Origin of the sequence: Achromobacter insolitus (assembly GCF_002209555.1) — a bacterium.
GTDB lineage: Bacteria > Pseudomonadota > Gammaproteobacteria > Burkholderiales > Burkholderiaceae_B > Achromobacter > Achromobacter insolitus.
Genome location: NZ_NJIF01000002.1, coordinates 371,573 through 394,358, shown reverse-complemented (window position 1 = coordinate 394,358; position 22,786 = coordinate 371,573). Strand labels below are relative to the sequence as shown.

Annotated in this window: 20 protein-coding genes and 1 tRNA gene; 7 read left to right on the top strand and 14 right to left on the bottom strand. The window is 65.9% G+C overall.

Translation table 11 applies throughout. The annotated features are described in order from the left end of the window. The first annotated feature begins 182 nt into the window (after window positions 1-182). Together adh and CEY08_RS07335 are read left to right on the top strand one after the other, a co-directional pair. Complete coding sequence (gene adh, locus CEY08_RS07340) at window positions 183-1,712, top strand: aldehyde dehydrogenase (RefSeq protein WP_063961399.1); 1,530 nt, start codon at window positions 183-185, stop codon at window positions 1,710-1,712. Window positions 1,713-1,769: 57 nt separating this feature from the next. Next, the gene (locus CEY08_RS07335; RefSeq protein ID WP_042795603.1) at window positions 1,770-2,147 is read left to right on the top strand and encodes a DUF779 domain-containing protein; all 378 of its coding nucleotides are present in this window, start codon (window positions 1,770-1,772) and stop codon (window positions 2,145-2,147) included. 246 nt (window positions 2,148-2,393) lie between these two features. Here the strand turns inward: CEY08_RS07335 and CEY08_RS07330 are convergent, their stop codons facing one another. Both CEY08_RS07330 and CEY08_RS07325 read right to left on the bottom strand, forming a co-directional pair. Then, on the bottom strand, window positions 2,394-3,047 hold the full coding sequence (locus CEY08_RS07330) for a 2-hydroxychromene-2-carboxylate isomerase (RefSeq protein WP_076817097.1): 654 nt from the start codon (window positions 3,045-3,047) through the stop codon (window positions 2,394-2,396). 36 nt (window positions 3,048-3,083) lie between these two features. Further along, a complete protein-coding gene (locus CEY08_RS07325; RefSeq protein WP_082884471.1) occupies window positions 3,084-3,293 on the bottom strand; it encodes a DUF2917 domain-containing protein in 210 nt (69 codons plus the stop codon). Window positions 3,294-3,463: 170 nt separating this feature from the next. On the opposite strand from CEY08_RS07325, the gene CEY08_RS07320 reads away from it, so the two are divergent. Further along, entirely contained in the window at window positions 3,464-4,381 is a 918-nt protein-coding gene (locus CEY08_RS07320; RefSeq protein ID WP_042795606.1) for a LysR substrate-binding domain-containing protein, read from the top strand. 50 nt (window positions 4,382-4,431) lie between these two features. Here the strand turns inward: CEY08_RS07320 and selD are convergent, their stop codons facing one another. Continuing rightward, window positions 4,432-5,493, bottom strand: a complete 1,062-nt coding sequence (selD, locus tag CEY08_RS07315; RefSeq protein WP_042795607.1) for a selenide, water dikinase SelD — start codon at window positions 5,491-5,493, stop codon at window positions 4,432-4,434. Window positions 5,494-5,632: 139 nt separating this feature from the next. On the opposite strand from selD, the gene CEY08_RS07310 reads away from it, so the two are divergent. Both CEY08_RS07310 and CEY08_RS07305 read left to right on the top strand, forming a co-directional pair. Then, window positions 5,633-6,733 (top strand): transglutaminase-like domain-containing protein, encoded by a 1,101-nt coding sequence (locus CEY08_RS07310; protein WP_076817095.1) that lies wholly within the window; start codon window positions 5,633-5,635, stop codon window positions 6,731-6,733. A 20-nt stretch (window positions 6,734-6,753) separates the two neighbouring features. Next, on the top strand, window positions 6,754-7,293 hold the full coding sequence (locus CEY08_RS07305; RefSeq protein ID WP_076817093.1) for a TlpA family protein disulfide reductase: 540 nt from the start codon (window positions 6,754-6,756) through the stop codon (window positions 7,291-7,293). Between the two features lie 16 nt (window positions 7,294-7,309). Here CEY08_RS07305 and CEY08_RS07300 read toward each other — a convergent pair. From CEY08_RS07300 to fdnG, 7 genes are all read right to left on the bottom strand, one after another. Continuing rightward, window positions 7,310-7,405 (bottom strand) — tRNA-Sec (locus CEY08_RS07300). 23 nt (window positions 7,406-7,428) lie between these two features. Then, window positions 7,429-9,366: a selenocysteine-specific translation elongation factor gene (selB, locus tag CEY08_RS07295; protein ID WP_076817091.1), complete on the bottom strand. Its 1,938-nt coding sequence runs from the start codon at window positions 9,364-9,366 to the stop codon at window positions 7,429-7,431. Further along, entirely contained in the window at window positions 9,363-10,799 is a 1,437-nt protein-coding gene (gene selA, locus CEY08_RS07290; protein WP_076817089.1) for an L-seryl-tRNA(Sec) selenium transferase, read from the bottom strand. The genes selB and selA overlap by 4 nt, the downstream gene beginning before the upstream one ends. Beyond that, complete coding sequence (gene fdhE, locus CEY08_RS07285; protein ID WP_063961414.1) at window positions 10,799-11,731, bottom strand: formate dehydrogenase accessory protein FdhE; 933 nt, start codon at window positions 11,729-11,731, stop codon at window positions 10,799-10,801. The genes selA and fdhE overlap by 1 nt, the downstream gene beginning before the upstream one ends. 119 nt (window positions 11,732-11,850) lie before the next feature. After that, complete coding sequence (locus tag CEY08_RS07280; protein WP_042795612.1) at window positions 11,851-12,483, bottom strand: formate dehydrogenase subunit gamma; 633 nt, start codon at window positions 12,481-12,483, stop codon at window positions 11,851-11,853. Next, a complete protein-coding gene (gene fdxH, locus CEY08_RS07275) occupies window positions 12,476-13,375 on the bottom strand; it encodes a formate dehydrogenase subunit beta (protein ID WP_042795613.1) in 900 nt (299 codons plus the stop codon). The genes CEY08_RS07280 and fdxH overlap by 8 nt, the downstream gene beginning before the upstream one ends. A gap of 10 nt (window positions 13,376-13,385) precedes the next feature. Then, a complete protein-coding gene (gene fdnG, locus CEY08_RS07270; RefSeq protein ID WP_141099891.1) occupies window positions 13,386-16,454 on the bottom strand; it encodes a formate dehydrogenase-N subunit alpha in 3,069 nt (1,022 codons plus the stop codon). A 305-nt stretch (window positions 16,455-16,759) separates the two neighbouring features. Here fdnG and CEY08_RS07260 point away from each other — a divergent pair, with 305 nt between their 5' ends. Both CEY08_RS07260 and CEY08_RS07255 read left to right on the top strand, forming a co-directional pair. Further along, window positions 16,760-18,220, top strand: a complete 1,461-nt coding sequence (locus CEY08_RS07260) for a DUF1254 domain-containing protein (RefSeq protein ID WP_076817085.1) — start codon at window positions 16,760-16,762, stop codon at window positions 18,218-18,220. Window positions 18,221-18,270: 50 nt separating this feature from the next. Continuing rightward, on the top strand, window positions 18,271-18,774 hold the full coding sequence (locus CEY08_RS07255; RefSeq protein WP_042795616.1) for an acyl-CoA thioesterase: 504 nt from the start codon (window positions 18,271-18,273) through the stop codon (window positions 18,772-18,774). Window positions 18,775-18,845: 71 nt separating this feature from the next. Here CEY08_RS07255 and CEY08_RS07250 read toward each other — a convergent pair whose 3' ends face one another. The 4 genes from CEY08_RS07250 to CEY08_RS07235 form a co-directional block, all read right to left on the bottom strand. Then, window positions 18,846-19,853 (bottom strand): sterol desaturase family protein, encoded by a 1,008-nt coding sequence (locus CEY08_RS07250; RefSeq protein WP_042795617.1) that lies wholly within the window; start codon window positions 19,851-19,853, stop codon window positions 18,846-18,848. Between the two features lie 2 nt (window positions 19,854-19,855). After that, window positions 19,856-20,590 carry a polysaccharide deacetylase family protein gene (locus CEY08_RS07245; protein WP_088607649.1) on the bottom strand — a complete coding sequence of 245 codons (735 nt, stop codon included), beginning with the start codon at window positions 20,588-20,590 and terminating at the stop codon, window positions 19,856-19,858. Between the two features lie 181 nt (window positions 20,591-20,771). Then, window positions 20,772-21,752, bottom strand: coding sequence for a YVTN family beta-propeller repeat protein (locus tag CEY08_RS07240; protein WP_042795618.1), 981 nt, complete (start codon window positions 21,750-21,752; stop codon window positions 20,772-20,774). A gap of 173 nt (window positions 21,753-21,925) precedes the next feature. Beyond that, window positions 21,926-22,774 carry a DUF2950 family protein gene (locus tag CEY08_RS07235; RefSeq protein WP_223306399.1) on the bottom strand — a complete coding sequence of 283 codons (849 nt, stop codon included), beginning with the start codon at window positions 22,772-22,774 and terminating at the stop codon, window positions 21,926-21,928. Window positions 22,775-22,786: the final 12 nt, after the last annotated feature.

The window sequence follows — 22,786 nt, the reverse complement described above, 5'->3', positions numbered from 1 at the left end:
GCTGCGCGGGCTTGCTGCCCCCCGAGGGGGCTTCTTTGCCTTGGGGCGGCCCGGCCCCTACTGAAACCTACTTTCGCATGCAAGCCGCGGGCTGTCCAGCGGGGAAGCCCCGACTGGCACGCTCCTTGCTTGATACAGGACAGGCAGCCGACTGCCGCAACCCCACAATACCGGAGACAAGCATGGACATCGCGACCCGCATCACCCCCGACTCGTACGGCACGCGCCTGGACCTGAAGACCCAGTACGACAACTTCATCGACGGCAAATGGCAAAAGCCCGCCGATGGCGAGTACTTCGACAACGTCACGCCGGTCACGGGCCAGGTGCTGACGCGCAACGCGCGCTCGAAAGAGCGCGACATCGAGTTGGCCCTGGACGCCGCGCATCGCGCCGCGCCCAAGTGGGGCGCCACGCCTGCCGCCCAGCGCGCCCGCATGCTGATGCAGATCGCCGACGTGATGGAGGCCAACCTGGAGCGCCTGGCCACGGCCGAGACCTGGGACAACGGCAAGCCCATCCGCGAAGCGCGCGCCGCGGACATTCCGCTGGCGATCGATCACTTCCGCTATTTCGCCTCTTGCATCCGCAGCCAGGAAGGCTCGCTATCCGAAATCGACCACGACACCGTGGCCTATCACTTCAATGAACCGCTGGGCGTGGTGGGCCAGATCATTCCGTGGAACTTCCCCATACTGATGGCCGCGTGGAAACTGGCACCGGCGCTCGCCGCGGGCAACTGCGTGGTGCTCAAGCCCGCCGAACAGACGCCGTTGGGCATCCTGCTGCTAATGGAATTGATCGGCGACATCCTGCCGCCGGGCGTGGTCAACGTGGTCACGGGCTTCGGCCTGGAAGCCGGCAAGCCGCTGGCCTCCAACAAGCGCATCGCCAAGATCGCCTTCACCGGCGAGACCACCACCGGCCGGCTTATCATGCAATATGCGTCGCAGAACATCATTCCTGTCACGCTGGAGCTGGGCGGCAAGTCGCCCAACATCTTCTTCGCGGACGTGGCGGCGCAGGACGACGATTTCCTCGACAAGGCGGTCGAGGGTTTCGTCATGTTCGCTTTGAACCAGGGCGAGGTCTGCACTTGCCCCAGCCGCGCGCTGATACAGGAATCCCTGTACGACAAATTCATGGAACGTGCGTTGAAGCGCGTGGCCGAGATCAAACAGGGCAATCCGCTGGATGCGGACACCATGCTGGGCGCGCAGGCATCCACCGAACAGCTCGAAAAGATCCTGTCGTACCTGGACATCGGCAAGCAGGAAGGCGCCGACGTGCTGGCTGGCGGCTCGCGTGCGCAGATGCAGGGCGCGTTGGAAGGCGGCTACTACGTGCAGCCCACCGTATTCAAGGGCCACAACAAGATGCGCGTGTTCCAGGAGGAAATCTTCGGACCGGTGGTGGCCGTGACGACCTTCAAGGACGCCGACGATGCGCTGGCCCTGGCCAACGATACGCTCTACGGCCTGGGCGCGGGCGTATGGTCGCGCGACGCCAACACGTGCTATCGCATGGGACGCTCCATCAAGGCAGGCCGCGTGTGGACCAACTGCTATCACGCGTATCCGGCGCATGCGGCATTTGGCGGCTATAAGCAATCCGGCATCGGGCGCGAGAACCACAAGATGATGCTCAACCACTACCAGCAGACGAAGAACCTGCTGGTGAGCTACTCGCCGAAGAAGCTGGGTTTCTTCTGACCCGACGGTGGCCGGGCTGGCAAATGCCACGCCCGGCCCGCCTCAAAGGAGTCTGACATGGCAGAGCAAACGCCGCGCGTGGTCGCCACCGACGAGGCGCGCAGCCTGATCGAGACCTTGCGGGCCAAGCACGGTCCGCTGATGTTCCACCAGTCTGGCGGCTGCTGCGACGGCAGTTCACCCATGTGCTACGCGCAGGGAGAATTCATGGTGGGCGGCTCGGACGTGCTGCTGGGCGAGCTGGAGGGATGCCCGTTCTACATGGGCGAGGACCAGTTCGCCTACTGGGAACATACCCAGCTCATCATCGACGCTGTTCCCGGACGGGGCGGCGCCTTCTCGCTGGACAGCGCGGAAGGCAAGCGCTTTCTTCTGCGTTCGCGGCTGTACTCCGACGAGGAATGGGCGCGGGTGGCGCCGGTCAGCAGGGGCTAGCCGCCGCCCCTGCCAAGGATTGCGCGCGGGGTCCTAGCGGTCCCGCGAGCTGCCTTGCGGGCTTTCTTTGTCCGGCATTCCGGACCCCGCGGCCTGCTTCCACTGGAACGACACGCGCCGGATGCGCGCAGCCCTGAATTGCGTGAACGAACGGCCGCCCGGCATGGGCGCGCCGCGATAGGCACTGCTGGCGTTTTTCATTGCTGAAGGTGGGTTGAGGAAAAAACTGACACGAGGCGGCGGCCATCAGGGACGCGCGGCGGACGAGGGCCAGGCGCTGGCGGGCGCCTCTCGGCGAGTCCATTCCAGCGCATCTTCCAGCCGGTCGTTGCCCCAGAACATCTCGCCGTCCACAAAGAACGTGGGCGCGCCGAACAGGCCCAGGTTGCGCGCGCGGTCGACTTGGCGGCGCAACGCCTCCTTGGCGGCTTCGGACTTGCCGCGAGCGATCAATGCGTCGGCGTCCAGGCCCAGGTCCGTCAACAGTTCATGCACGACGTCCTCGGACTGAATGTCCAGGTCGCGCTGGAAATTGGCCCGGAAGACCGCCACGCAGAAATCGCGGCCCCAGGGCTCATCCTGGCCCAGGAGCGCAATGCGCGCAGGCAATACGCTCATGCGAGGAAACAGGCGCGGGCGGTTGTAGACCAGGCCATACTTGTCGGCCAGGCGGACGATGTCGCGCATCATGTACGCCCCCTTGCCCGGGAACAGCCGGAAAGGCGAGTCGTTCCAGCCCTGGGCCTGGAAGATCGGACCCAGCAGGAAGGGACGCAGTTCGACGCGGACCCCCGCTTGCCGCGCCAGCGCGTCTATGCGCTCTATCGCCAGATAGCTGTACGGGCTGGCGAAATCGAACCACATTTCAATGCGGGGCGTATCGGGCAGGGGCGCTGTCATGACAAGGGCTCCGGGGCGGGCTGGGAACTGTCGGCACTAGGAAATTAGCGCGACCTGCGCATCCGGCAGGCCGCTGAGAACGACATCGCGATCGCTGCCGACGGTGATGGATTCACCGGCTTGAAGCACGCTGTCGTCGAAGCGCTGGTACTCGGACAACCACAAGGTGCCGGCGTGACACACGATGCGGACGCCCGAGGCGCGCTTGAGCAGCATAGTCGAGCCGCCGGCCAAACGAAATGACATTCCCGCAGTGCAACAAACCTGGATCATGGCGTACCCCTGGGCCGCGGCGGCGGCGATCGCGGCGGATCAGTGGGTTCTACACCCCTCACCCGTCGTCTGAATGCTATTGAACGCCCTGGAGGTACTATTGCTCAAGCGACATTTCCGTCCGACACGCATGAGTTTTGTGAATGTCATACCCGCTGGCCAAACTCCCCCCGCTTGATCTCGTCCGAGGCTTTGTCGCCGTGGGCCGCCGTATGAGCATCACGCTGGCCGCGCAGGACCTGCACGTGACGCAGTCGGCCGTAAGCCGCCAGATCCGGGCGCTGGAGGCCCACCTGGGCGTGCCCCTGCTGGTGCGAGGCTTCCGCAGCGTGTCATTCACCTCCGAAGGCGCGCAGCTGTTCCGCATGGCCGACGTATGGTTGAGCCAGTTGGGCGACCTGACCGAGCAATTGCGCGCGCCCGAGCGCCGCACACCCGTCACCGTCACCACGACCATAGGCGTGGCTTCGCTCTGGCTGCTGCCCCGGTTGGGAGACTTCCAGGCGGCGCATCCACATATCGACGTGCGCGTGGCCGCCGACAACAGGCTGATCGACATCGACCGCGAAAGCGTGGACATCGCCATACGCTACAGCCTGCGCGATGGCGTGCCGGACAACGCGGCCTGGCTGTTCGGAGAAGCAGTGGTGCCGGTGGCTCACCCGTCGCTCAAGGCCCGCCTGCTGGACGCCAAGGAACTGCAACGCCACGTGCTGCTGGAGTTCGACGACCCGACGCGCCCCTGGCTGCAATGGTCGGAATGGCTGAATGCGCGCGGGCTCGGGCGCGTGCCCGCCAAGGGCATGCTGCGCTTCAACCAGTATGACCAGATCGTGCACGCCGCGCTGGCCGGGCACGGTATCGCGCTGGGACGGCTGGCGCTGATCGCGCCCATGCTGGCGGACAAGCGCCTGGAGGCCGTCGGCGGCCAGGCTGCCAGCGCGACCGAACACGCCTACTGGCTGGTGCGCAACGCCCGCCGGGCTACGCCGGACGCGGAGGTCGTCGCGCGCTGGCTGATCGAACAGGCGCAAGCCACCGCGCGCGACCTGACGGCCTAGGGGCCTGCGGCAACAATACCGCCGTCCCCCTTTAACCGCGCCAGGAAGACTCAGTCGACCCGCACCTCCGGCTCGCCGGCGCGCATATCGCCGATGACGGCCGCCTGCTCGAAGCCATGTTGCCGGAACAGGTCCAGCACTGCCTGCGCCGCGTCCGGCGAGCAGGCCACCAGCAGTCCGCCCGCAGTCTGCGGATCGGTCAGCAAGGCACGCTCCGTGTCGCTCACGCCCTCGCCCAGGCGCACGGAAGCGCCATAAGACGCCCAATTGCGGCCAGACGCGCCGGTGATGACGCCATCCGCGGCAAATGCTTGCACCCCCGGCAGCCAGGGCAGCGCATCACGGCGCACGTGGGCCGTCAGTTGCGCGCCGCGCGCCATTTCCAGCGTATGCCCCAGCAGGCCGAAGCCGGTCACGTCGGTAATGGCGTGCACGCCCTCCATGGCGGCCAACGCCGGCCCCGGCCGGTTCAGGCGCGTGGTCTCGGTGATCATGGCGCGGTAACCGGCATCGTCGAGCCGGTTCTTCTTCAGCGCGGCCGACAAGATACCCACGCCCAGCGCCTTGCCCAGGATCAGGACGTCGCCGGCGCGCGCATCGGCATTGCGCTTGATGCGGCCGGGATGCACCAGGCCCATCGCGGCCAGGCCGTAGATCGGTTCGACGGAGTCGATGCTATGGCCGCCCGCCACCGGAATGCCGGCGTCCTTGCAGACGGATTCTCCGCCGCGCAGGATGTCGGCGATGACGCTGTGCGGCAGTACGTTGATCGGCATGCCCACGATGGCCAGCGCCATGATGGGCGTGCCGCCCATCGCATAGACGTCCGACAGCGCGTTGGTCGCGGCGATGCGGCCGAAGTCGTAGGGATCATCCACGATGGGCATGAAAAAGTCGGTCGTTGCAATGAGCGCCTGCTCGTCGTTCAAGCGGTAGACCGCCGCATCGTCGGCCGTCTCGGTGCCCACCAGCAGATCGGGATAGCTGACCGCGGGGCCGAAGCGCTTGAGCAGTTCGGACAATACGCCCGGCGCGATCTTGCAGCCGCAGCCGCCGCCATGCGAAAGCGAAGTCAATCGCGGCACTGCCGCGCTAGCAACATCCTGGGTCATCGGAATCTCCATAGGTCAGCGGAAAAGGATAGCACCGCGCCCGGGATTGGCCCTATGATGATCCGTCAGCACGCAGCAACGGACGGCCGCCCGGCCCCGGGCGCACCGATAGCCAATCTTCACCGTGAGTGAGGGCTTCATGGATCGCCGACATTTTCTCCGTGTCTCGGGTGCCTTGTGCGCCGCCAGCGCGACACTGCCCTGGGTAGCGGGCGCGGGGCTCGCCCCAATCAGCACAGGGTGGCGCGCATTCGAATTGACCACCGACATTACCGTGCAGGATCCGGGCGCTCACGCCCGCATCTGGATTCCGGTTCCCTATGCGGTGGACACCGCCTACCAGCGTGGCGCGCAAAGCGCCTGGCAGGTCAGCGGCGGCGGCACCGCGCAACTGGCGCAGACGCCCGGATACGGCGTGCAGATGCTGGCCGTGCAATGGCCGGATGCGCAAGGGCCGCGCACGGTCACGGTCACCAGCCGTTTTCAGACCCGGAACCGGCGCGTGGACCTGAGCCAGCCGCCTGCGGCCGACGCCCCTCGGGAAAGCGCGGCGGCGCTGCGCGAATTCCTCCAGCCCACCTCGCTCCTGCCCACCGACGGCATCGTCAAGCAGACCGCTGACCGCATTACACGCGGCCACCGCGGCGATCTGGCACAGGCACGCGCCATCTATGAATGGGTGGTCGAAAACACCTGCCGAACCGCTACCACCCGCGGCTGCGGCGTGGGCGACGTGCGCTACATGCTCACGGCCAACGACCTCAACGGCAAGTGCGCGGACATCAATTCCTTGTTCGTGGCGCTGGCCCGCGCCGCCGGCATTCCCGCCCGTGATGCCTACGGCTTGCGCGTGGCGGATTCCGAGTTCGGCTACAAGAGCCTGGGCAAGGCGGGCGACGTCACCAAAGCGCAGCACTGCCGCGCCGAGTTCTATGCCGCCGGTTACGGTTGGGTGCCCGTGGATCCGGCCGACGTGCGCAAGGTCATGCTGGAAGAGCCGCCCGGCGAACTGCCGCTGAGCGACGCCAAAGTGCGCGCCGCGCGCGTCATGCTGTTCGGCGCCTGGGAGATGAACTGGGTGGCCTACAACCATGGCAACGACGTGGTCCTGCCGGGCGCCGCCCACGGCCCGGTTCCCTTCCTCATGTATCCCAATGGCGAGACCTCGGCCGGCCGCATCGACAGTCTCGACCCCGACAGCTTCAGCTACAAGATCAGCGCCCGGCCCCTTTCCATTTGAGGCCACGCATTGAGATCGCCATGATCAGCCGCCGCCTACTCCTGCAGTCAGGCCTGTCGCTGGCGGCCCTGCCTTGGTACGTCCGGGCCGCCAGCGACAGCGCCCTCAAGACCGCTACCGGGCCGGATTGGGCCGCCTGGAACGCGCCCACGCCACCCCTGGCCCTGCCCGACCTCTCCGGCCGCGAGAAAAAACTGTCGGCCTGGCGCGGCAATGTGGTCATCGTGAGTTTCTGGGCGACTTCATGCGAGCCTTGCCGCGACGAAATTCCCATCATGTCCACCATGGCAAAACGCCATCGCGAAGAAGGCTTGCGGCTGGTGGCAGTCAACGTGGGCGACTCGCCGGCGAAGATCAGCGCCTTTCTTGCAAAGTGGCCGGTCGCGGGCACTGTGCTGCATGACAGGAACAGCACGGTCTCCAAGCAATGGGACGCGGTCGGACTGCCCGCGAACTATCTGGTGGACCGCGGCGGATCCGTCCGCTATTGGCACCTGGGGCAGCTGGACTGGAAATCGGACCGCGTGGGCGGCGTGGTGACGGGGATGCTGCGAGCCTAGGGGCTTATAAGCGCAATGGCGGAAGGCAGCAGGAGTCGAACCTACCTGGGAACGTCTGACGTCCCCAACTGGGTTTGAAGCCCAGCCGTGCCACCGGACACGAATGCCTTCCACAGTGGCCGCCCATGATACCGGTTACTGAGCCTGACGCGCACTTCCGTAGGCGCTTTCGTGGCGCAACACATGCGCATCGCGCACCCGCCGCGTGTATCCCACGCGGTCGAAGAACTCCAGGATCTGGATGGCGCGCTTTCTGCCCAGCCCCGTGGCATCGCGAAATGCCGCGGCATTCAGGCCGCCCTCCGGCCGCGAAGCGAGATCTCCCGCCAGCGCCGCCAATCCGGCCACCTGATCCCGGTGATAGAACAGATCCTTCACCACCTGGGCCACCTCGCCGCGCCGCAACAGCTTGCGCAGCAGTTGCCGCACACGGTCCTCGGGCTCGCTCAGGGTGCGGGCCAGATCCCGCACCCAAGGCGGATCGAACGCGCCTGCCGCCAGCAGGGGCAGCAGGCGTCCCGCCAGCGCCGACTCATCTGGCGCCAGCGTCGCAGTGTGGCCAGGAAGGTGCAGCCAGGGGCCGTTGCGCACGACGCGGCCATCGCGTTGCAGGTCGTCCAGCACCGCCAACCACAGCGCCTGCGGACCGACCGGCATGGCCATGCGGCGCAAGCGCGGGCCGTCCGGTCCCGGCTCGTCCGGGGCCCCCTGGTGGAATGCCGCCAACGCCTGTTCGACGCGCGCGCGCAGCGCGTCCCAATGAGACGACAGGATCAACGTGCGCGGCGCTTGAGTTGTGCGCGCCTCCAGCCACAGCGCGCCATGCGGCGCGGAGATCTCGCGCACGGGCTTGCCCGTCAGGCGCTGCAAAGCGTCTTCGTCCAGCCCGAGAGCCGCATGTTCCAGCACCGGGCGCAGGCCCGCTCCGTCGAGCATCGCGGCCATCGCCTGCAGCCAATGCATGCGTGCGGCGGAGCGGCGCTTGCGATCGGGCGCGTTCGGGTCCAAGACCCGCCCACCGCCGACGGTGCGCGTGGCCTGTGCATTGCGCACGATGTAGCGGTCGCCCGGCATGGCGCAGACTGGTTCGTCGAATACCAGCTGCACCCAGCCTGACTGCCCGGGCGCCAGCGACTCAGCGCTCAGCGGCACGGCGTGCGCCACGTGGCGCGCCGCGCCAATGTGCACATGGAGTGGAGCCCAGGCGCGCACGGGCGCATCCGCGGACGCCAGCAGCGTCAGCGCCACGTCCACATGGCGCGACGGCAGGAAACAGCGCGCGTCCGCGATCCAGTCGCCGCGCGCGATGGCGTTCTTGTCGATGCCGGCAAGGTTCAAGGCGCAGCGCTGGCCAGCCACGCCGGTCTCGCTAGCCTGGTTCTGGGCATGGATGCTGCGCACACGCACGCGCGTGCCGACGGGCATCAGCCGCAAGTCGGACGCTTCGTCGCCTGCGCGCACCTGTCCGGCATGGGCCGTGCCGGTCACCACGGTGCCGTGGCCGGCCAGCGTGAAGACCCGGTCCACGGCCAGCCTGAAAAGACCGGCGTTGTCGCGGCCGAGCAAGCTCTGCGCCTGGGCATGCAGATGGGCTTTCAGATCCGCCACGCCCGCATCGCCTGCCTGCGAGGCACACACGGCGTACACCGGCGCATCCTGTAAAAAAGTACCGGCCGCCAATTCGGCAATTTCCGCGCGCACCGCCTGCAACTGCCCGGCATCAGCGCGGTCGGTCTTGGTCAGCGCCACCGCGCCGCGCTCCACGCCCAGCAGGGCCAGGATGGCCAGATGTTCGCGTGTCTGCGGCATGACGCCGTCGTCCGCCGCCACCACCAGCAGGCCGAAGTCGATACCGCTGGCGCCCGCCGCCATGGTGTGCACGAGTTTCTCGTGACCGGGCACGTCGATGAAGCCCAGCACGTCGCCGTTAGCCAGCGGCGTGTAGGCGTAGCCCAGCTCGATGGAAATCCCGCGCGCCTTCTCTTCCTTGAGCCTGTCGGTATCGACGCCGGTCAGCGCCCGTACCAGCGTGGTCTTGCCGTGATCGATATGCCCCGCGGTGCCGATGATCATGCCGGCTCCGCCAACTGCGCCAGTTGGGCGGTGAAGGCGGCCTCATCGCGCGCTTCCAGGCAGCGCAGGTCCAGCCACAGGGCGTCGTCGGCGATGCGGCCGATCACAGGCACGGGCAAGTGGCGCAACCGCGTCTCCAGCTTATCCAGGTGCCGGCCGGCGCGGCCGCTGCCGCTGTAGCGCACCGCCAGGCCATAGCTGGGCAACTGGTCCACCGGCAAGGCGCCGCTGCCGATCTGACTGAACATGGGCACGGCTTCGACAGCGTAAAGCTCGCCCGCCGCATGCGCGAAAGCGCCGCGCAGGCGTTCGGCCTGCGGCTGGATATCGCGTTGCGGCCGGGTCAACAAGCGCAATGTGGTCAGTCGCTGCGCCAGGAATTCGGGCGCACGGTACAGCCCCAGCACCGGCTCCAGGGCCGCCAGGGTCAGTTTGCTGACGCGCAAGGCGCGCTTGAGCGGATTCTTCTTGATCTTGCGGATCAGGTCCGCGCGGCCCACCAGCAGCCCGGCCTGCGGGCCGCCCAGCAGCTTGTCGCCGCTGAAGGTGACCAGATCCGCGCCAGCCGCGATGGTTTCGCGCACGGTGTCTTCCTTGGGCAGGCCAAACTGAGTCAGGTCGACCAGCGTGCCACTGCCCAGGTCGACGGTGGCCGGCAGGCCGCGCGCATGCGCCAGCGCCGACACCTCGGCCACGCTTACGCTCTTGGTGAAGCCGGTGACCGCGTAGTTGCTGCAATGCACCTTCATCAGCATGGCCGTGCGCGGGCCGATGGCGTTCTCGTAGTCGGCGGCGTGGGTGCGGTTGGTGGTACCGATTTCGACCAGCTTTGCACCGGCGCGCTTCATGATGTCCGGGATACGGAACGCGCCGCCGATCTCGACCAGCTCGCCGCGCGACACCACGACTTCGCGCCGGTCCGCCAGGGCGTTCAGCATCAGCAGCACGGCGGCGGCGTTGTTGTTGACGACGGTGGCGGCCTCGGCGCCCGTCAGTTCGCACAACAGGTCGTCGATCAGGTCGTCGCGGTCACCGCGTCCGCCGGTGTCCAGATCGAATTCCAGGTTGGCCGGGGTCGTAAGCGCGCGCAAGACCGAGGCCACTGCCTCGTCGGGCAGCAGCGCCCGGCCCAGATTGGTGTGCAGCACCGTGCCGGTCAGGTTGTACACAGCCCGCAACTTCGGTTCGGCCGCCTTGGCCAAGGCGGCAGCCACGCGCGCCGCCACGGCGCCGGTATCGAGTTCCTGCCGAAGAAGCCCGCCGGCCAGCGCGCGCTCGCGCATGGTGTCCAGGTCGCGCCGCAGGGCGGCGACCACCTGGGTCCGGCCATGTTCTTGCAGTGCGGCGCTCAGCGCCGGCGCGTTCAGGAGCCGGTCCAGCGAGGGAATGTCGGATACCGCGGCCAGGTCGCCCTCGGGCGGTTGCGCGTCCATTACTGCTCCGCTCCATGCCACAGCAACGGATTGCCGCTGGCCCGGGAATAGCCCGCCTCGCCCACCAGCACGTCCAGCATCAGGCTGGCCAGGTCGTCGGCCACGGGCTCCACCTGCAGGTCCTTATCCTGATAGAAGATTTTGCGGTAGGTATGGCAGTGGTCGCAGGTTTCCGCCTTGATGGCGGGCGTGCGGCCCTCGATGGCTTGGTAGGCCACCGATTCCACGTCTTCGCAGTGCGAACATTTCACGCGCACCATGTGCCATTGGGTCGAGCAGAGGCTGCAACACAGGTAGCGGTAGCCTTCGAATTGCCCGCCCACGCGTACCACGCTGGCCACCGGCAGGCTGGCGCACACCGGACAGACGCCGAAAGGGCTGGCCACCGGGAGCTGCTTTTCGTCGAAGCGGCTGGCCAAGTCGGTCCAATAGACTTGCAGGGCCGCCATCACAAAGGGCGCCGCGGCACCGTCGACGCCCTGGTCCTGTTCGGACAGCACCGCCTCGGCCAGATCTTCCAACGACTCCGGATCCTCTGCCAAGGCGCGGCGCAGACCATTGCAGACCTCGATGGCCTCGGCCGGCACGTCCTTCGCGCTGGCTACGTGGTCAAGCAATTGACCCAGGATGCCGCGCCACAGGGGATCGCGCGACCAGCCCACCGCCTGCAGCGGGGGCATGCCATGCGCCTGCGCCAGCGAAATACGGTCCTCGGAAGCCTCGGGCGCCGCACAGTCCTGCAAGGCACGGTGTTGGGCGTCGACCAGATGCGCCATCAACAGCAGGTAATCGGCCACGGGGCTGTCCGCCGCCAGCTGCCGCAGACGCGCCGCGCGCACCGCGAAGACGGACCCGCGCTCCGGCAGGCTGACTCGGGGAATGCTGTTGTGGTCTAGCGCTTCGATCTCGCCGCGCGGAAGAATTCGCTGCACTTGCGTCTCCAGATAAAAAAACACGGCTGCCAGCCTTCAGAGAGAAGGATAGCAGCCGTTGGGCGGATGGGTGAGGGGCAGGAAGCGCACGCAGTGCGCGCGCCGTGGTGGCCTTTCCCCTATTTTCGGATTTGCTCCCGGAACCAGGCACGGTGATGCTTCCACGCCCATCCCGCCGTGACATAACCGCGCAGCATTGCGGTCAGCGATCCCTTGACCCAGATCGCCGCGTAGATGTGCACGATGATGGCGCAGATCAGCACCAGTGCGCTGACGGCATGCACCACCGAGGCGGCGCGGATAACCCAGATCGGGAAGTAGAACGCGAAGTACTCGCGCCAGATCACGATGCCGCTGACGAACAGGCCCAGCATGCAGAGGATCAGCACATAGAACAGCAGCTTCTGGCCGGCGTTGTACTTGCCGACTTCAGGCAGCTTTTCCTCGCGGTTCTCAACCACGTCGTTCAGTTGCCGCATCCACTGGCGATCGGCCTTCGTCATGAGGTTGTGGCGCCACATGTGGCCGGCGAACACGACGAAGCAGACGAACATCACCAGCCCGATGAAGGGATGCAGGATGCGCGTCCACGGACCGCCCCCGAACAGGTTGGTCAGCCAATACATGGACGGATGGAACAGCGCCAGCCCGGACAGCGCCAACAGGATGAACGTAAACGCAATGATCCAGTGGTTCGTGCGTTCACCCGGCGTGTAGCGCTTGATCCGGCGGTAATGGCGATCTTCACTCATGGCGCACCTCCTCTTCGGCACGGCGTTCGTCTTCCTCGGACACCTCGTTGCGGCCAACGCGGGCGTAGTGGAAGAAGCCCGCCAGCGCGGTCAGTGCCATGGCGGCCACGCCCAGCGGCTTGGCCAGCCCCTTCCACAGCGACACCATGGGGCTGATCTGCGGGTCCTTGGGCAGTCCGTGGTACAGCCCGGGCTGGTCGGCGTGATGCAGCACATACATGACGTGGGTACCTCCCACGCCCTGCGGGTCGTACAGGCCGGCCTTGTCGAAGCCGCGCGACTTGAGGTCGACGATCCGCTCCTCGGCGTGCTGCGTCATGTCTTCCTTGGTCCCGAAGACGATGGCGCCGGTGGGACAGGCCTTGACGCAGGCGGGTTCCTGGCCGACGGCCACGCGGTCGGAACACAAGGTGCACTTGTACGCCTTGTGGTCCTTCTTGGAGATGCGCGGCACGTTGAACGGACAGCCGGTGATGCAATAGCCGCAACCGATGCAGTTCTCTTCGTGGAAATCCACGATGCCGTTGTTGTACTGGATGATCGCGCCCGGCGAGGGACAGGCCTTCAGGCAGCCCGGATCCTCGCAGTGCATGCAGCCGTCCTTGCGGATCAGCCATTCCAGGTCGCCTTGCGGATTCTCGTATTCGGAGAAGCGCATGACCGTCCAGGAATGCTCGGTCAGGTCGGCCGGATTGTCGTAGACGCCCACGTTGGTGCCGATCTCGTCGCGCAGATCGTTCCATTCCATACAGGCGCTTTGGCAAGCCTTGCAGCCGATGCACTTGGAGACGTCGATCAGCTTGGCCACCGAGCCCGTGATGGGTTCACGGATGCCCGGCGGCGGCGTGGTGGTGGCGGAGCGCCGCTTGATGTCTAGGGATTGCATGGACATGTCGGTCTCCTTAGGCCTTCTCGACCTGCACCAGGAACGACTTGAATTCCGGCGTCTGGGAATTCCCGTCGCCCACGAACGGCGTCAGGGTGTTGGTGAGGAAGCCGGGCTTGGCCAGGCCCACGAAACCCCAATGGATGGGGATGCCCACGTGGTGCACGGTCTTGCCCTCGATGGTCAGCGCGCGCAGGCGCTTGGTGACCAGCGCCACCGCCTTGATGTAGCCGCGGTTGGACGACACCTTCACGCGCGAACCATTGGCGATGCCCAATTCCTTGGCCAGCGCTTCGCCGATCTCCACGAACTGCTCCGGCTGGAGGATCGAGTTGATGCGGACGTGCTTGGTCCAGTAGTGGAAGTGCTCTGTCAGGCGGTAGGTCGTGGCCACGTAGGGGAACTTGTCCACCGTGCCCATCGCGGCCAGGTCGTCCTTGAAGACCCGCGCAGCCGGATTGCTGGTGACCCCCTTTGCCTTCGGATACAGCGGGTTGTAGCCCAGCGGCGTCTCGAAGGGTTCGTAGTGCTCGGGGAACGGCCCTTCGGCCATGCCCGCCCGCGCGAAAAAGCGCGCCACGCCCTCGGGGTTCATGATGAACGGCCCCATGCCGCCATCGGGATTCTCGTCGCCCTTGAAGTCAGGGATGTCGGCGCCGGTCCAGAACTTGCCGTTCCACGAAATCAGGCTGCGGCGCGGATCGAACGGCTTGCCCGCCACGTCGCAGGATGCGCGGTTGTACAGGATGCGGCGATTGGCCGGCCACGCCCAGGCCCAGTTCAAGGTCTGGCCGATGCCGGTCGGGTCGCTGTTGTCGCGCCGCGCCATCAGGTTGCCGCCGGGGCCCCAGGCGCCGGCAAAGATCCAACAGCCGCTGATGGTGGAACCGTCGTCGCGCAGTTCCGCGAAACCGGCCAGTTGCTCGCCGGCCTTGCGGGTGACCTTGGAAGGATCCTTGGGGTCGGTCAATTCCACCAGTGCGCGGCCCGTGTATTCCTTGGCCAACTCTTCCGCGGTGGGATTCTGCGGGTTGGCGTAAGGCCAGGACAGGTTGACGATGGGGTCCGGATACTTGCCGCCCTCGTCCTGGTACATCTTGCGCAGGCGCGTGAAGATCAGCGCCATGATCTCGATGTCGCTCTTGGCTTCGCCCGGAGGCTCGGCGCCCTTCCAGTGCCATTGCAGCCAGCGGCCGGAATTCACCAGCGTGCCGTCTTCCTCGGCGAAACAGGTGGTCGGCAGGCGGAAGACTTCGGTCTGGATCTTGGACGGATCCACATCGTTGGCTTCGCCCGCGTTGCGCCAGAACTCGGAAGTCTCGGTGACCAGGGGGTCCATGATGACCAGGAATTTCAGCTTGGCGAAACCGGCGTTCAGCTTGGCCTTGTTGGGCGCGGCCGCCAGCGGGTTGAAGCCCTGGGCAATGTAGCCGTTCATCTTGCCCTGGTTCATGAGCTCGTAGACCTGCAGCATGTCGTAGAGCTTGTCCAGCTTGGGCAGGTAGTCGAACGCCCAGTTGTTCTCGGCCGTGGCGGACTGGCCCCACCAGGCCTTCATCAGGCTCACGTGGAACTTGCTGTAGTTCTGCCAGTAGCTCAGCTGGTTGGGCCGCAAGGGCTTCAGCGTGCGCGACTCGATGTACTTGCCGTAGTCCTGTTCAGGCTCGTTGGGCAGGGTCATGTAGCCGGGCAGCAGGTTCGACATCAGGCCCAGGTCGGTCAGGCCCTGGATGTTCGAGTGGCCCCGCAGCGCGTTCATGCCGCCGCCGGCGATGCCGATATTGCCCAGCAGCAGCTGCACCATCGCGCCCGTGCGGATGATCTGCGAACCGATGGAGTGCTGCGTCCAGCCCAGCGCGTAGAGTATGGTCGCGGCGCGGTTGGTCGTGGCCGTGGAGGCCAGCATTTCGCACACCTTCAGGAACTTGTCCTTGGGCGTGCCGCAGACGCGCTCGACCATGTCCTCGGTGTAGCGCGAGTAGTGCTTCTTCAGCAGTTGGTAGACGGTGCGCGGATGGGCAAGCGTCGGGTCCGTCTTGACGTAGCCGTCGTCGCCGCGCTCGTAATCCCAGCTCGCCTTGTTGTAGGTGCGCTTTTCGGCGTCGTAGCCTGAATACAGGCCGGCGTCGAACGCGAAGTCCTCGCGCACGATGAAGGAAAAGTCCGTGTAGTTGCGTACGTACTCGTGCTGGATCTTGTCCTTATCCAGCAGGTATTTGATGACGCCACCCAGGAAAATGATGTCGGTGCCGGTACGTATGGGCGCGTAGAAGTCCGCCACGGATGCCGAGCGCGTGAAGCGCGGATCCACGACGATCAGCTTCGCCTTGTTGTGGGCTTTTGCTTCCGTGACCCATTTGAACCCGCAAGGGTGGGCCTCGGCGGCATTGCCACCCATGATCAGCACTACGTCCGCGTTCTTGATGTCGACCCAATGGTTCGTCATCGCTCCACGGCCAAACGTCGGGGCAAGACCTGCCACCGTCGGGCCATGTCAGACACGGGCTTGATTATCGAATGCCAATATCCCCATGCTGCGCACAGTCTTGTGCGTGATGTAGCCGACCTCGTTGCTGCTCGCCGAGGCTGCCAGCATGCCGGTGGTCAGCCACCGGTTGACGGTCTTGCCGTCCGCGGTCTTCTCGACGAAGTTCGCGTCGCGGTCGGCCTTCATGAGCTTGGTGATGCGGGTCAGAGCGTCGTCCCACGACATCCGTACCCACTTGTCCGAACCCGGCGCCCGGTATTCCGGGTACTTGAGGCGGTTGGGACTGTGGATGAAGTCGATCAGGGCCGCGCCCTTCGGACAGAGGGTGCCGCGGTTGACGGGGTGGTCCGGGTCGCCTTCGATGTGCATGATGCTGGCACGGGCGTTCTTGGAGCCGTCGCCCAAGCCGTACATCAGCAGTCCACAGGCGACCGAACAGTAGGGACAGGTGTTGCGCGTTTCAGTCATGCGCGCAAGCTTGTACTGGCGGACTTCAGCCATGGCCGTGCCGGGGGCAGCCCCCAGCAAAGCCAGGCTGGAGCCTGCCAGCGTCGCACCGGTCACCTTGAAGAACTGGCGGCGATTCATGTTGACCATGAAACACTCCTCTCCTGGTGAAATGAAGAAAGCCATTGGCTCGCCGCGAGCGAAAAAGCCCTACGGTTCCCAAGGACATTTTCCCGAGTATAGGCTTTGCGCGGCGGGCGCGCCATGGCATCCGGCCCCAAAGAGATCGTCCTTATGCCGGAAAATTGGCTGCTAAATCGGGTTTTTTCACAGATTTTGGATGATCTGGCGGCTGCTACCATTCCCGGCTGCCTGGACTTGCCGGCGCCCTCCCGATCCGGGGACGCCCCGCCGCCAGCTTTCCACCCACTCTCCGCATGACCGTAGGAGCGCCGATGCGCCGCCTTGTTGCCCTGGCCCTGTCTTTCGCCGCCGTCGCAGCGGTGGCGCCGACGGTGCCCGCCCACGCAACGCCCCCCGTCCCGACCCCGGCCGCTGCCGCCACCGAAGCGGCCTCCCAGGCGGCGATGGAAGGCTATCTGTATTTCTATCCGCTGGTCACGATGGACCTGACCCGCCGCCAGTTCATCCATCCAGCGCGAGGCGCCGAAGGCGCGCCGGCCAATGCCTTTCTGCACGGACGCGCGCTGCCGCAGCCTCAGGCCGCCACCCCCTGGGCCAATCCCGACATGCTGCGCAGCGTCGGCTGGCTGGACCTGACGTCCGGGCCGGTGGTGCTGTCGGTCCCGGACACCCAGGGCCGGCTATACACGCTGACGCTGTTGGACATGTGGACCGATGTGTTCGCCACGCTGGGCAAACGCAGTACCGGCACCGCCAAGGGCAATACGGTGATCGTGCCGCCGGGCTGGAGCGGCGTGCTGCCATCGGGCATGGCCCGTATCGATGCCCCAACCGCCTATGTCTGGGCAAAGAACCTGATCCAGGTCGACGGTCCCGCCGACTATCCGGCCGTCCACGCCTTGCAGGATGGCTTCGTCCTCACGCCGCTGGCGCAATGGAACCTGCCCGCGCAGTCGCAGCGGGTCAAGGCCGACCCTTCCCTGAATCTGCAGATTCCAGTTCGCGAACAGGTCGAATCCATGCCGACCGACGCCTTTTTCGAGTACGCCGCCGAACTGCTGCGCAAGAATCCGCCGCATCCCACCGATCAGCCGGTGCTCGCGAAGCTGCGCAACGCCGGGCTGATCGCTGGCCAACCGCTAGACTTCGACAAGCTGGGCCACCCCGTCAAGCAGGGCTTGCGCCGCGGCCTGCGCGCGGCGCGCGAGCGGATGACCACGGCTGCCGGCGGCACGGTGCGCAGCGTGAACGGCTGGCACCAGGAAACCGCCAGCATCGGCGTTTACGGCAACTCTTACCTGCGGCGCGCGCTGGCCGCGCAGGCGCAGCCGGGTTCGGGCCTGCCCGAGGATCTGAGCGTGCTGCTGCTGGCTGCGGACAGCCAGGGCGCGCCATTGGATGCCGCCCACGGCTACACGCTGCGTTTCGAAAGCGACCAGTTGCCGCCCGCCGCGGCGCTGTGGTCGCTGGCGGCCTATGACGCGCAGGGCATGCCGTTTGCCAACGCCCTCAACCGGTACGCGCTCGGCGATCGCGACCCCTTGCAATACAACGCCGACGGTTCGCTCGACCTGCGCATCAGCCACGCCCCGCCCGCCCCCGAGCAACAGTCCAACTGGCTGCCCCTGCCCGCCACGGGGCCCATTAGCGTGCTGCTGCGCGTCTATGCGCCCAAGCCCGCGTTGCTGGACGGCCTATGGACGCCGCCTGCGCTGCAGCGCGACGCTCCACCCGAAGAAATCCCCGAAGACGCCGAAAAGACGCAACCATGACGGGCGCCTCCCGCTACCATAGGTGTTTTATCCAAGATTGAACGCCCGCCATGGACGAAGCCTTTAGCCACCAATTGTCGATGACCATCCTGATGACGCCAGACATGGCGAATTTTTCGGGAAACGTACACGGCGGAACCATCCTCAAGTACCTGGACCAGGTGGCATATGCCTGTGCCAGCCGATATGCCGGCCAGTATGTGGTCACCTTGTCGGTCGACCAGGTGGTGTTCCGTGAGCCCATCCATGTCGGCGAGCTGGTGACCTTCCTTGCGGCCGTCAATTACACCGGCCGCACGTCGATGGAAATCGGCATCAAGGTCGTCACCGAGGACATCCGCAAGAAGCTCGTGCGCCATACCAACAGCTGCTACTTCACGATGGTGGCGGTGGATGACCAGGGTGCGCCAACCGCCGTGCCGCCGCTGGAACCGCGCAACCTGGAAGAAAAGCAACGCATGGAAGCCGCCCGGCTACGCCGGGAACTGCGCCAGGAAATGGAACGCCGGCATGGCGAGATCAAGCGGGAAACCACGCACGATACCCAGCCCTGAAGCCGGGTTTACGGACCATTCCAAGCAGAACGAGCCCTTGCGGGCTCGTTTTTTATGTGTGGCAGCGGACTTCAGGCGCGTTCCGCGGACGCCGGAGGCGCCGGGGACACGGCGGCCGGCTCGCGGTCGCGCCCCACCATGCGCTTGAGCCCGAGCCACTGCTGGGCCCAGAAGCCCCGCCCATAGTCGCGCCCGCCGAGCTCCGCTTGCTGATCATGGATACCCGTGGGCCCATAGCCGACGCCAAACCGGGCGGTGCGAAAAAGCACGTCCCAGATGGGGAAAAGCGCACCGAAGTTGTAGCCGCCCACAGGCCCCGGCGAGGAAGCATCGTAGGCGATGGAATGGTGGTGCCGGTGAAAGCGCGGGCTGACCAGCAGGCGCTCGCCAATGGCGCCGAAATGCAGGCGCAGGTTGGCGTGCGAGAAACTCTGCGCCAACTGGGTGATGGCCACCACCATGACAAACTGCGCTGGCGGCACGCCCACCAGTTGCGACACGAACACCACCAGCACGTCGCGCAGCATGTCATCCAGCAGATGATTGCGGTCGTCGCTCCAGATGGTCATCTGGCGCTGGCTGTGGTGCACGGCATGCAGCGCCCAGAGCCAGCCGAAACGATGCTGGGCTCGATGGTAGAAGTAATCCACCGCATCGAAGAGCAGCAGGTAGATGATGAGGCTGACCCACGCCTTGTCCGTCACGCCCGGCCAGTACTGGTCCAGCTGGAAGGGCGCAAATCCCCAAACGTGCAATTGTCCGAATACGCTGTCCCACAGCGGGTCGATGGTGAAGAACAGCAGCAGACGGAAAGCGCCAAGCCGATGGATCAGCGTGTACAGCACGTCGATGCCGATCTGCCGACGGTCGGTGACGGGTTCCACGGGGCGCAGGCGCTGCAAGGGGCCGAACACCAGGACCAGCACCGCAATCTGCAGCAGGCCGACCAGCAGCCACATGGTGGCGTCGTAGCCGTCTTCGATGAAATTGCTCATGCCCAGGTGGAACAGCGCGGGCTGAATCGCCGTTTCGAAGAGCCATTGCTGGCACTCTCCGAACAATTGACTAAGCGTATCCATGATCAGTGATGAGTAGCGATCCAATCGCGGTAGGACGGGTGCGTGTCCAAGGTAGCAAAACAATAGCCCTTGCGCTGCAAACCTTCAATCAGCGGTTCCAGCACGGCCGGCGCCCAGGGATCCTGGCGCGACCAGATGCCCAGGTGGGCCAGCAGGATGTCGCCGGGCTTGATGGTGCGCAGGGCTTGGTCCAGCAGGCGGGCGTTCGGGTACTTGTCGCTGGGCAGCTCGTCGCCCAGAAAGCCGGCAGGCGCCCAGCCCACGTGCTCGAAACCGCAGGCTTTGGCGGCCTTGAGCAGGGCGGGCGAGGTCTTGCCGCCCGGAGCGCGGTAGATAGGCAGGATATTCTTGCCCGTCATCTGGTGGAAACGGGTGGCGGAGCGCTTGATTTCGGCGCAATACTGCTCGGGCGTCCACTCGGCGCGCTTGCCCGCATCCGGGCCGGCGCTGGGCTTGACGCGGAATTTGCCGCCGGGCAGATCGGCCTGCCAATACACGTGGTCGTAGGTATGCGAGCCGAAGACATGGCCCTCGGCCGCGCGCGCCTTCCACCACGGCGCCCACACGTCGTCCAGGCTGGATCCATCGGTCAGGGTGCGTTCGTTGGCCAGGAAAAAAGTGACCTTGACCTGACGGCGGGCCAACACCTCGGCAACCAGCGGCGCCACGCCCATGTGGCCGGTATCGAAAGTCAGGTAAACCGGCTTATCGCAAACCGCCGGCGCTGCCATGCCCATCGCGGGCAAAACCAGCGCGACCACGACCGCTGCGCGGAGGCGTTTTGCCCTGCCGGGCAGCAAGCCCGCAAAGCATGCGCCGCGTGGGGGCCGTTTTGCCGCCGGGCCGCCCCAAGGCAAAACAGCCCCCTTGGGGGGCAGCAAGCCCGCGAAGCGTGCGCCGCGTGGGGGCCCTTTCTCTTTACCTTGTAGGAGCATGGTTCAGGGTCCAGACGCCGTGGGGAGACTTGCCCACCGGCACCTGATTGACCACCTTCTTCTGCTCCAGGTCCACCACGGTGAGCTTGCGGGCCCAGCGCGAGGTGACCAGCAGCGTCTTGCCGTCGGCCAGCACGTCCATGCAGTCCGGGCCGCCCGGCACCGCGAAGGTGTCGGTCACGGCCAGGGTTTGCAGATCGATGCGGCTGATAGAGTTGGCGGTACGGTTGCTGACGAACAGGTGGCGGTGGTCGCCCTGCGCGCGGAAGGCATGGGCGCCCGCCGCGGTCTTGATGCGCGTCACCAGCTTGGCCGGGCCGTTGCTGACGTCGTAGGCCTCGACGTAGGAATCGCCGGTCAGCGCCACCAGCAGAGTCTTCTGATCGGGCGTCAGGAATACGTCGGCCGGGGTCTTGCCCACCGACACGGTCCACTTCGGCGTCTGCGTCGCCAGGTCAATGGCGATGAGCTGATCGCTATCCTGCAGCGTGACGTAGGCCGTGGTGCTGGTTTTGTCGATCATGATGTGGCTGGGCGTCTTGCCGGCCGGAATGCGCTTGACCAGCTTCAGGTCAAAGCCCTTTTCCAGCGGCTGCCAGGCATAAATGTCGATGTGGTCCAGGCGGTTGGCCGCGGTCACGAACCACTTCATGTCCGGCGAAAACTGCAGCTGGTAGGGATCGACGATGCCGGTCAGCGTGCGTTGCACTTCGCCGGTCTTGGGGTCCATCAGGGTGATCGAATCGCTGGTGGCGTTGGCCACCATGAGCGACTTCTCGTCCGGCGTGAGATACAGGTGATGCGGTTCCTTGCCCGTAGGCACGCGCCGCAATTCCTTGTACGAGCTCGGATCAACGATGCTGACGTTGGCGTCCAGGGAGTTCAGGACGAAAATCGGGGCCGAAGCCGCCGCGGCGCTCAGCGCCATCCCTACGCCGAACAAGGCGTAGCGGACAAAATGCATGGGATTCAATTTCTAGGTCCGGCAAAGGGGTATCGGGCAGGGTCCCGGTGCTCGCCATTTTAGGCACACCAGGCTGACAAAAGCGCGTCGCGCCATGCTCGGCCGACAAACGGACACGCCTGTTGCGACCCAGCAACAGGCGTGCACGGCTTGCACCTCAGAAACCAGAAAAATCATTTACTGCCAACGGGTTGCGCGTCGGCGTCAGTCCAGGTTCCGGCACTGATATCGCGTTCCCGCAGCGCCGCTGCGCGCGCTGCGGACGAGGGTCCGAGGTCGGCTTCCAGCACGCCCCCTTCAGGCCCCACGACAAAAGAATCAATGCCGGTCTGCCCATACCGGGCCGGCCAGGCGACGATGCGGTAAGAGTCGCCCGCGGGGCCGGGTATTACCTTGTACCGATAGCCGTAGTAGGCGTCGTCCACCGGCACTTCCGGCCCCATGCTCAGCGCATCCAGGCCGAAGGCCTGCTGCGGCGCGCCGGGCACCTCTGGCCAATACAGGCCGTCCCGGTGTCCGGGACGGCTGACAAGGCGGCTCGCATAGCGCCCCTGGCCCACCCCGTCCTTGTAGCGGGCCTGGGCAGCCTGCAACTGTCGCAATGTATCGATGGCCGTCAGTTCGTTGCGCCCGATTGCGCGGCGACGGATTTCCGCCTTGCCCGCCATCGGATCGAAGCGCCATCCCTGGCCAGCGCGCACGATCGGCACCGGCAGCGTCCATCCGGAATCGCCGACCGCCACCCAGGAGCGGCCGCCGTCGGCCACGATCTCGTGCTTGCGCACCCAGGCCGCGAGATACCGGTAGATATCCTCCTGGTCCACGCCGCCCGGCACGATCTGCCGGTGGTTCGGGCCCAGCACCTTGGCCAGGGCATCGACGTCATTTGTGGCCAGCGCGTCGGTGAATGCCTGCGCGGCCGCCTGGGCGCTGGGATACAGGCTCTGCGCCATGGAGGGGGCCGCGAAGCCTAGCGCAAGCACCGACGCGGCGCAAAGCGCGCGCAAACGAGCAATCGTCATAAGACCTCCGTT

Excerpts from the sequence above, each read along its gene's own strand:
- CEY08_RS07330 (WP_076817097.1), bottom strand. The coding sequence starts at position 3,047 with ATGACAGCGCCCCTGCCCGATACGCCCCGCATTGAAATGTGGTTCGAT.
- CEY08_RS07305 (WP_076817093.1), top strand. The coding sequence starts at position 6,754 with ATGATCAGCCGCCGCCTACTCCTGCAGTCAGGCCTGTCGCTGGCGGCC.
- adh (WP_063961399.1), top strand. The coding sequence starts at position 183 with ATGGACATCGCGACCCGCATCACCCCCGACTCGTACGGCACGCGCCTG.
- selB (WP_076817091.1), bottom strand. The coding sequence starts at position 9,366 with ATGATCATCGGCACCGCGGGGCATATCGATCACGGCAAGACCACGCTG.
- fdxH (WP_042795613.1), bottom strand. The coding sequence starts at position 13,375 with ATGTCCATGCAATCCCTAGACATCAAGCGGCGCTCCGCCACCACCACG.
- CEY08_RS07235 (WP_223306399.1), bottom strand. The coding sequence starts at position 22,774 with ATGACGATTGCTCGTTTGCGCGCGCTTTGCGCCGCGTCGGTGCTTGCG.
- CEY08_RS07250 (WP_042795617.1), bottom strand. The coding sequence starts at position 19,853 with ATGGATACGCTTAGTCAATTGTTCGGAGAGTGCCAGCAATGGCTCTTC.
- selD (WP_042795607.1), bottom strand. The coding sequence starts at position 5,493 with ATGACCCAGGATGTTGCTAGCGCGGCAGTGCCGCGATTGACTTCGCTT.
- CEY08_RS07310 (WP_076817095.1), top strand. The coding sequence starts at position 5,633 with ATGGATCGCCGACATTTTCTCCGTGTCTCGGGTGCCTTGTGCGCCGCC.
- CEY08_RS07320 (WP_042795606.1), top strand. The coding sequence starts at position 3,464 with ATGTCATACCCGCTGGCCAAACTCCCCCCGCTTGATCTCGTCCGAGGC.
- CEY08_RS07245 (WP_088607649.1), bottom strand. The coding sequence starts at position 20,590 with ATGGGCATGGCAGCGCCGGCGGTTTGCGATAAGCCGGTTTACCTGACT.
- CEY08_RS07240 (WP_042795618.1), bottom strand. The coding sequence starts at position 21,752 with ATGCATTTTGTCCGCTACGCCTTGTTCGGCGTAGGGATGGCGCTGAGC.
- CEY08_RS07325 (WP_082884471.1), bottom strand. The coding sequence starts at position 3,293 with ATGTCATTTCGTTTGGCCGGCGGCTCGACTATGCTGCTCAAGCGCGCC.
- CEY08_RS07335 (WP_042795603.1), top strand. The coding sequence starts at position 1,770 with ATGGCAGAGCAAACGCCGCGCGTGGTCGCCACCGACGAGGCGCGCAGC.
- CEY08_RS07280 (WP_042795612.1), bottom strand. The coding sequence starts at position 12,483 with ATGAGTGAAGATCGCCATTACCGCCGGATCAAGCGCTACACGCCGGGT.
- selA (WP_076817089.1), bottom strand. The coding sequence starts at position 10,799 with ATGGACGCGCAACCGCCCGAGGGCGACCTGGCCGCGGTATCCGACATT.
- CEY08_RS07260 (WP_076817085.1), top strand. The coding sequence starts at position 16,760 with ATGCGCCGCCTTGTTGCCCTGGCCCTGTCTTTCGCCGCCGTCGCAGCG.
- CEY08_RS07255 (WP_042795616.1), top strand. The coding sequence starts at position 18,271 with ATGGACGAAGCCTTTAGCCACCAATTGTCGATGACCATCCTGATGACG.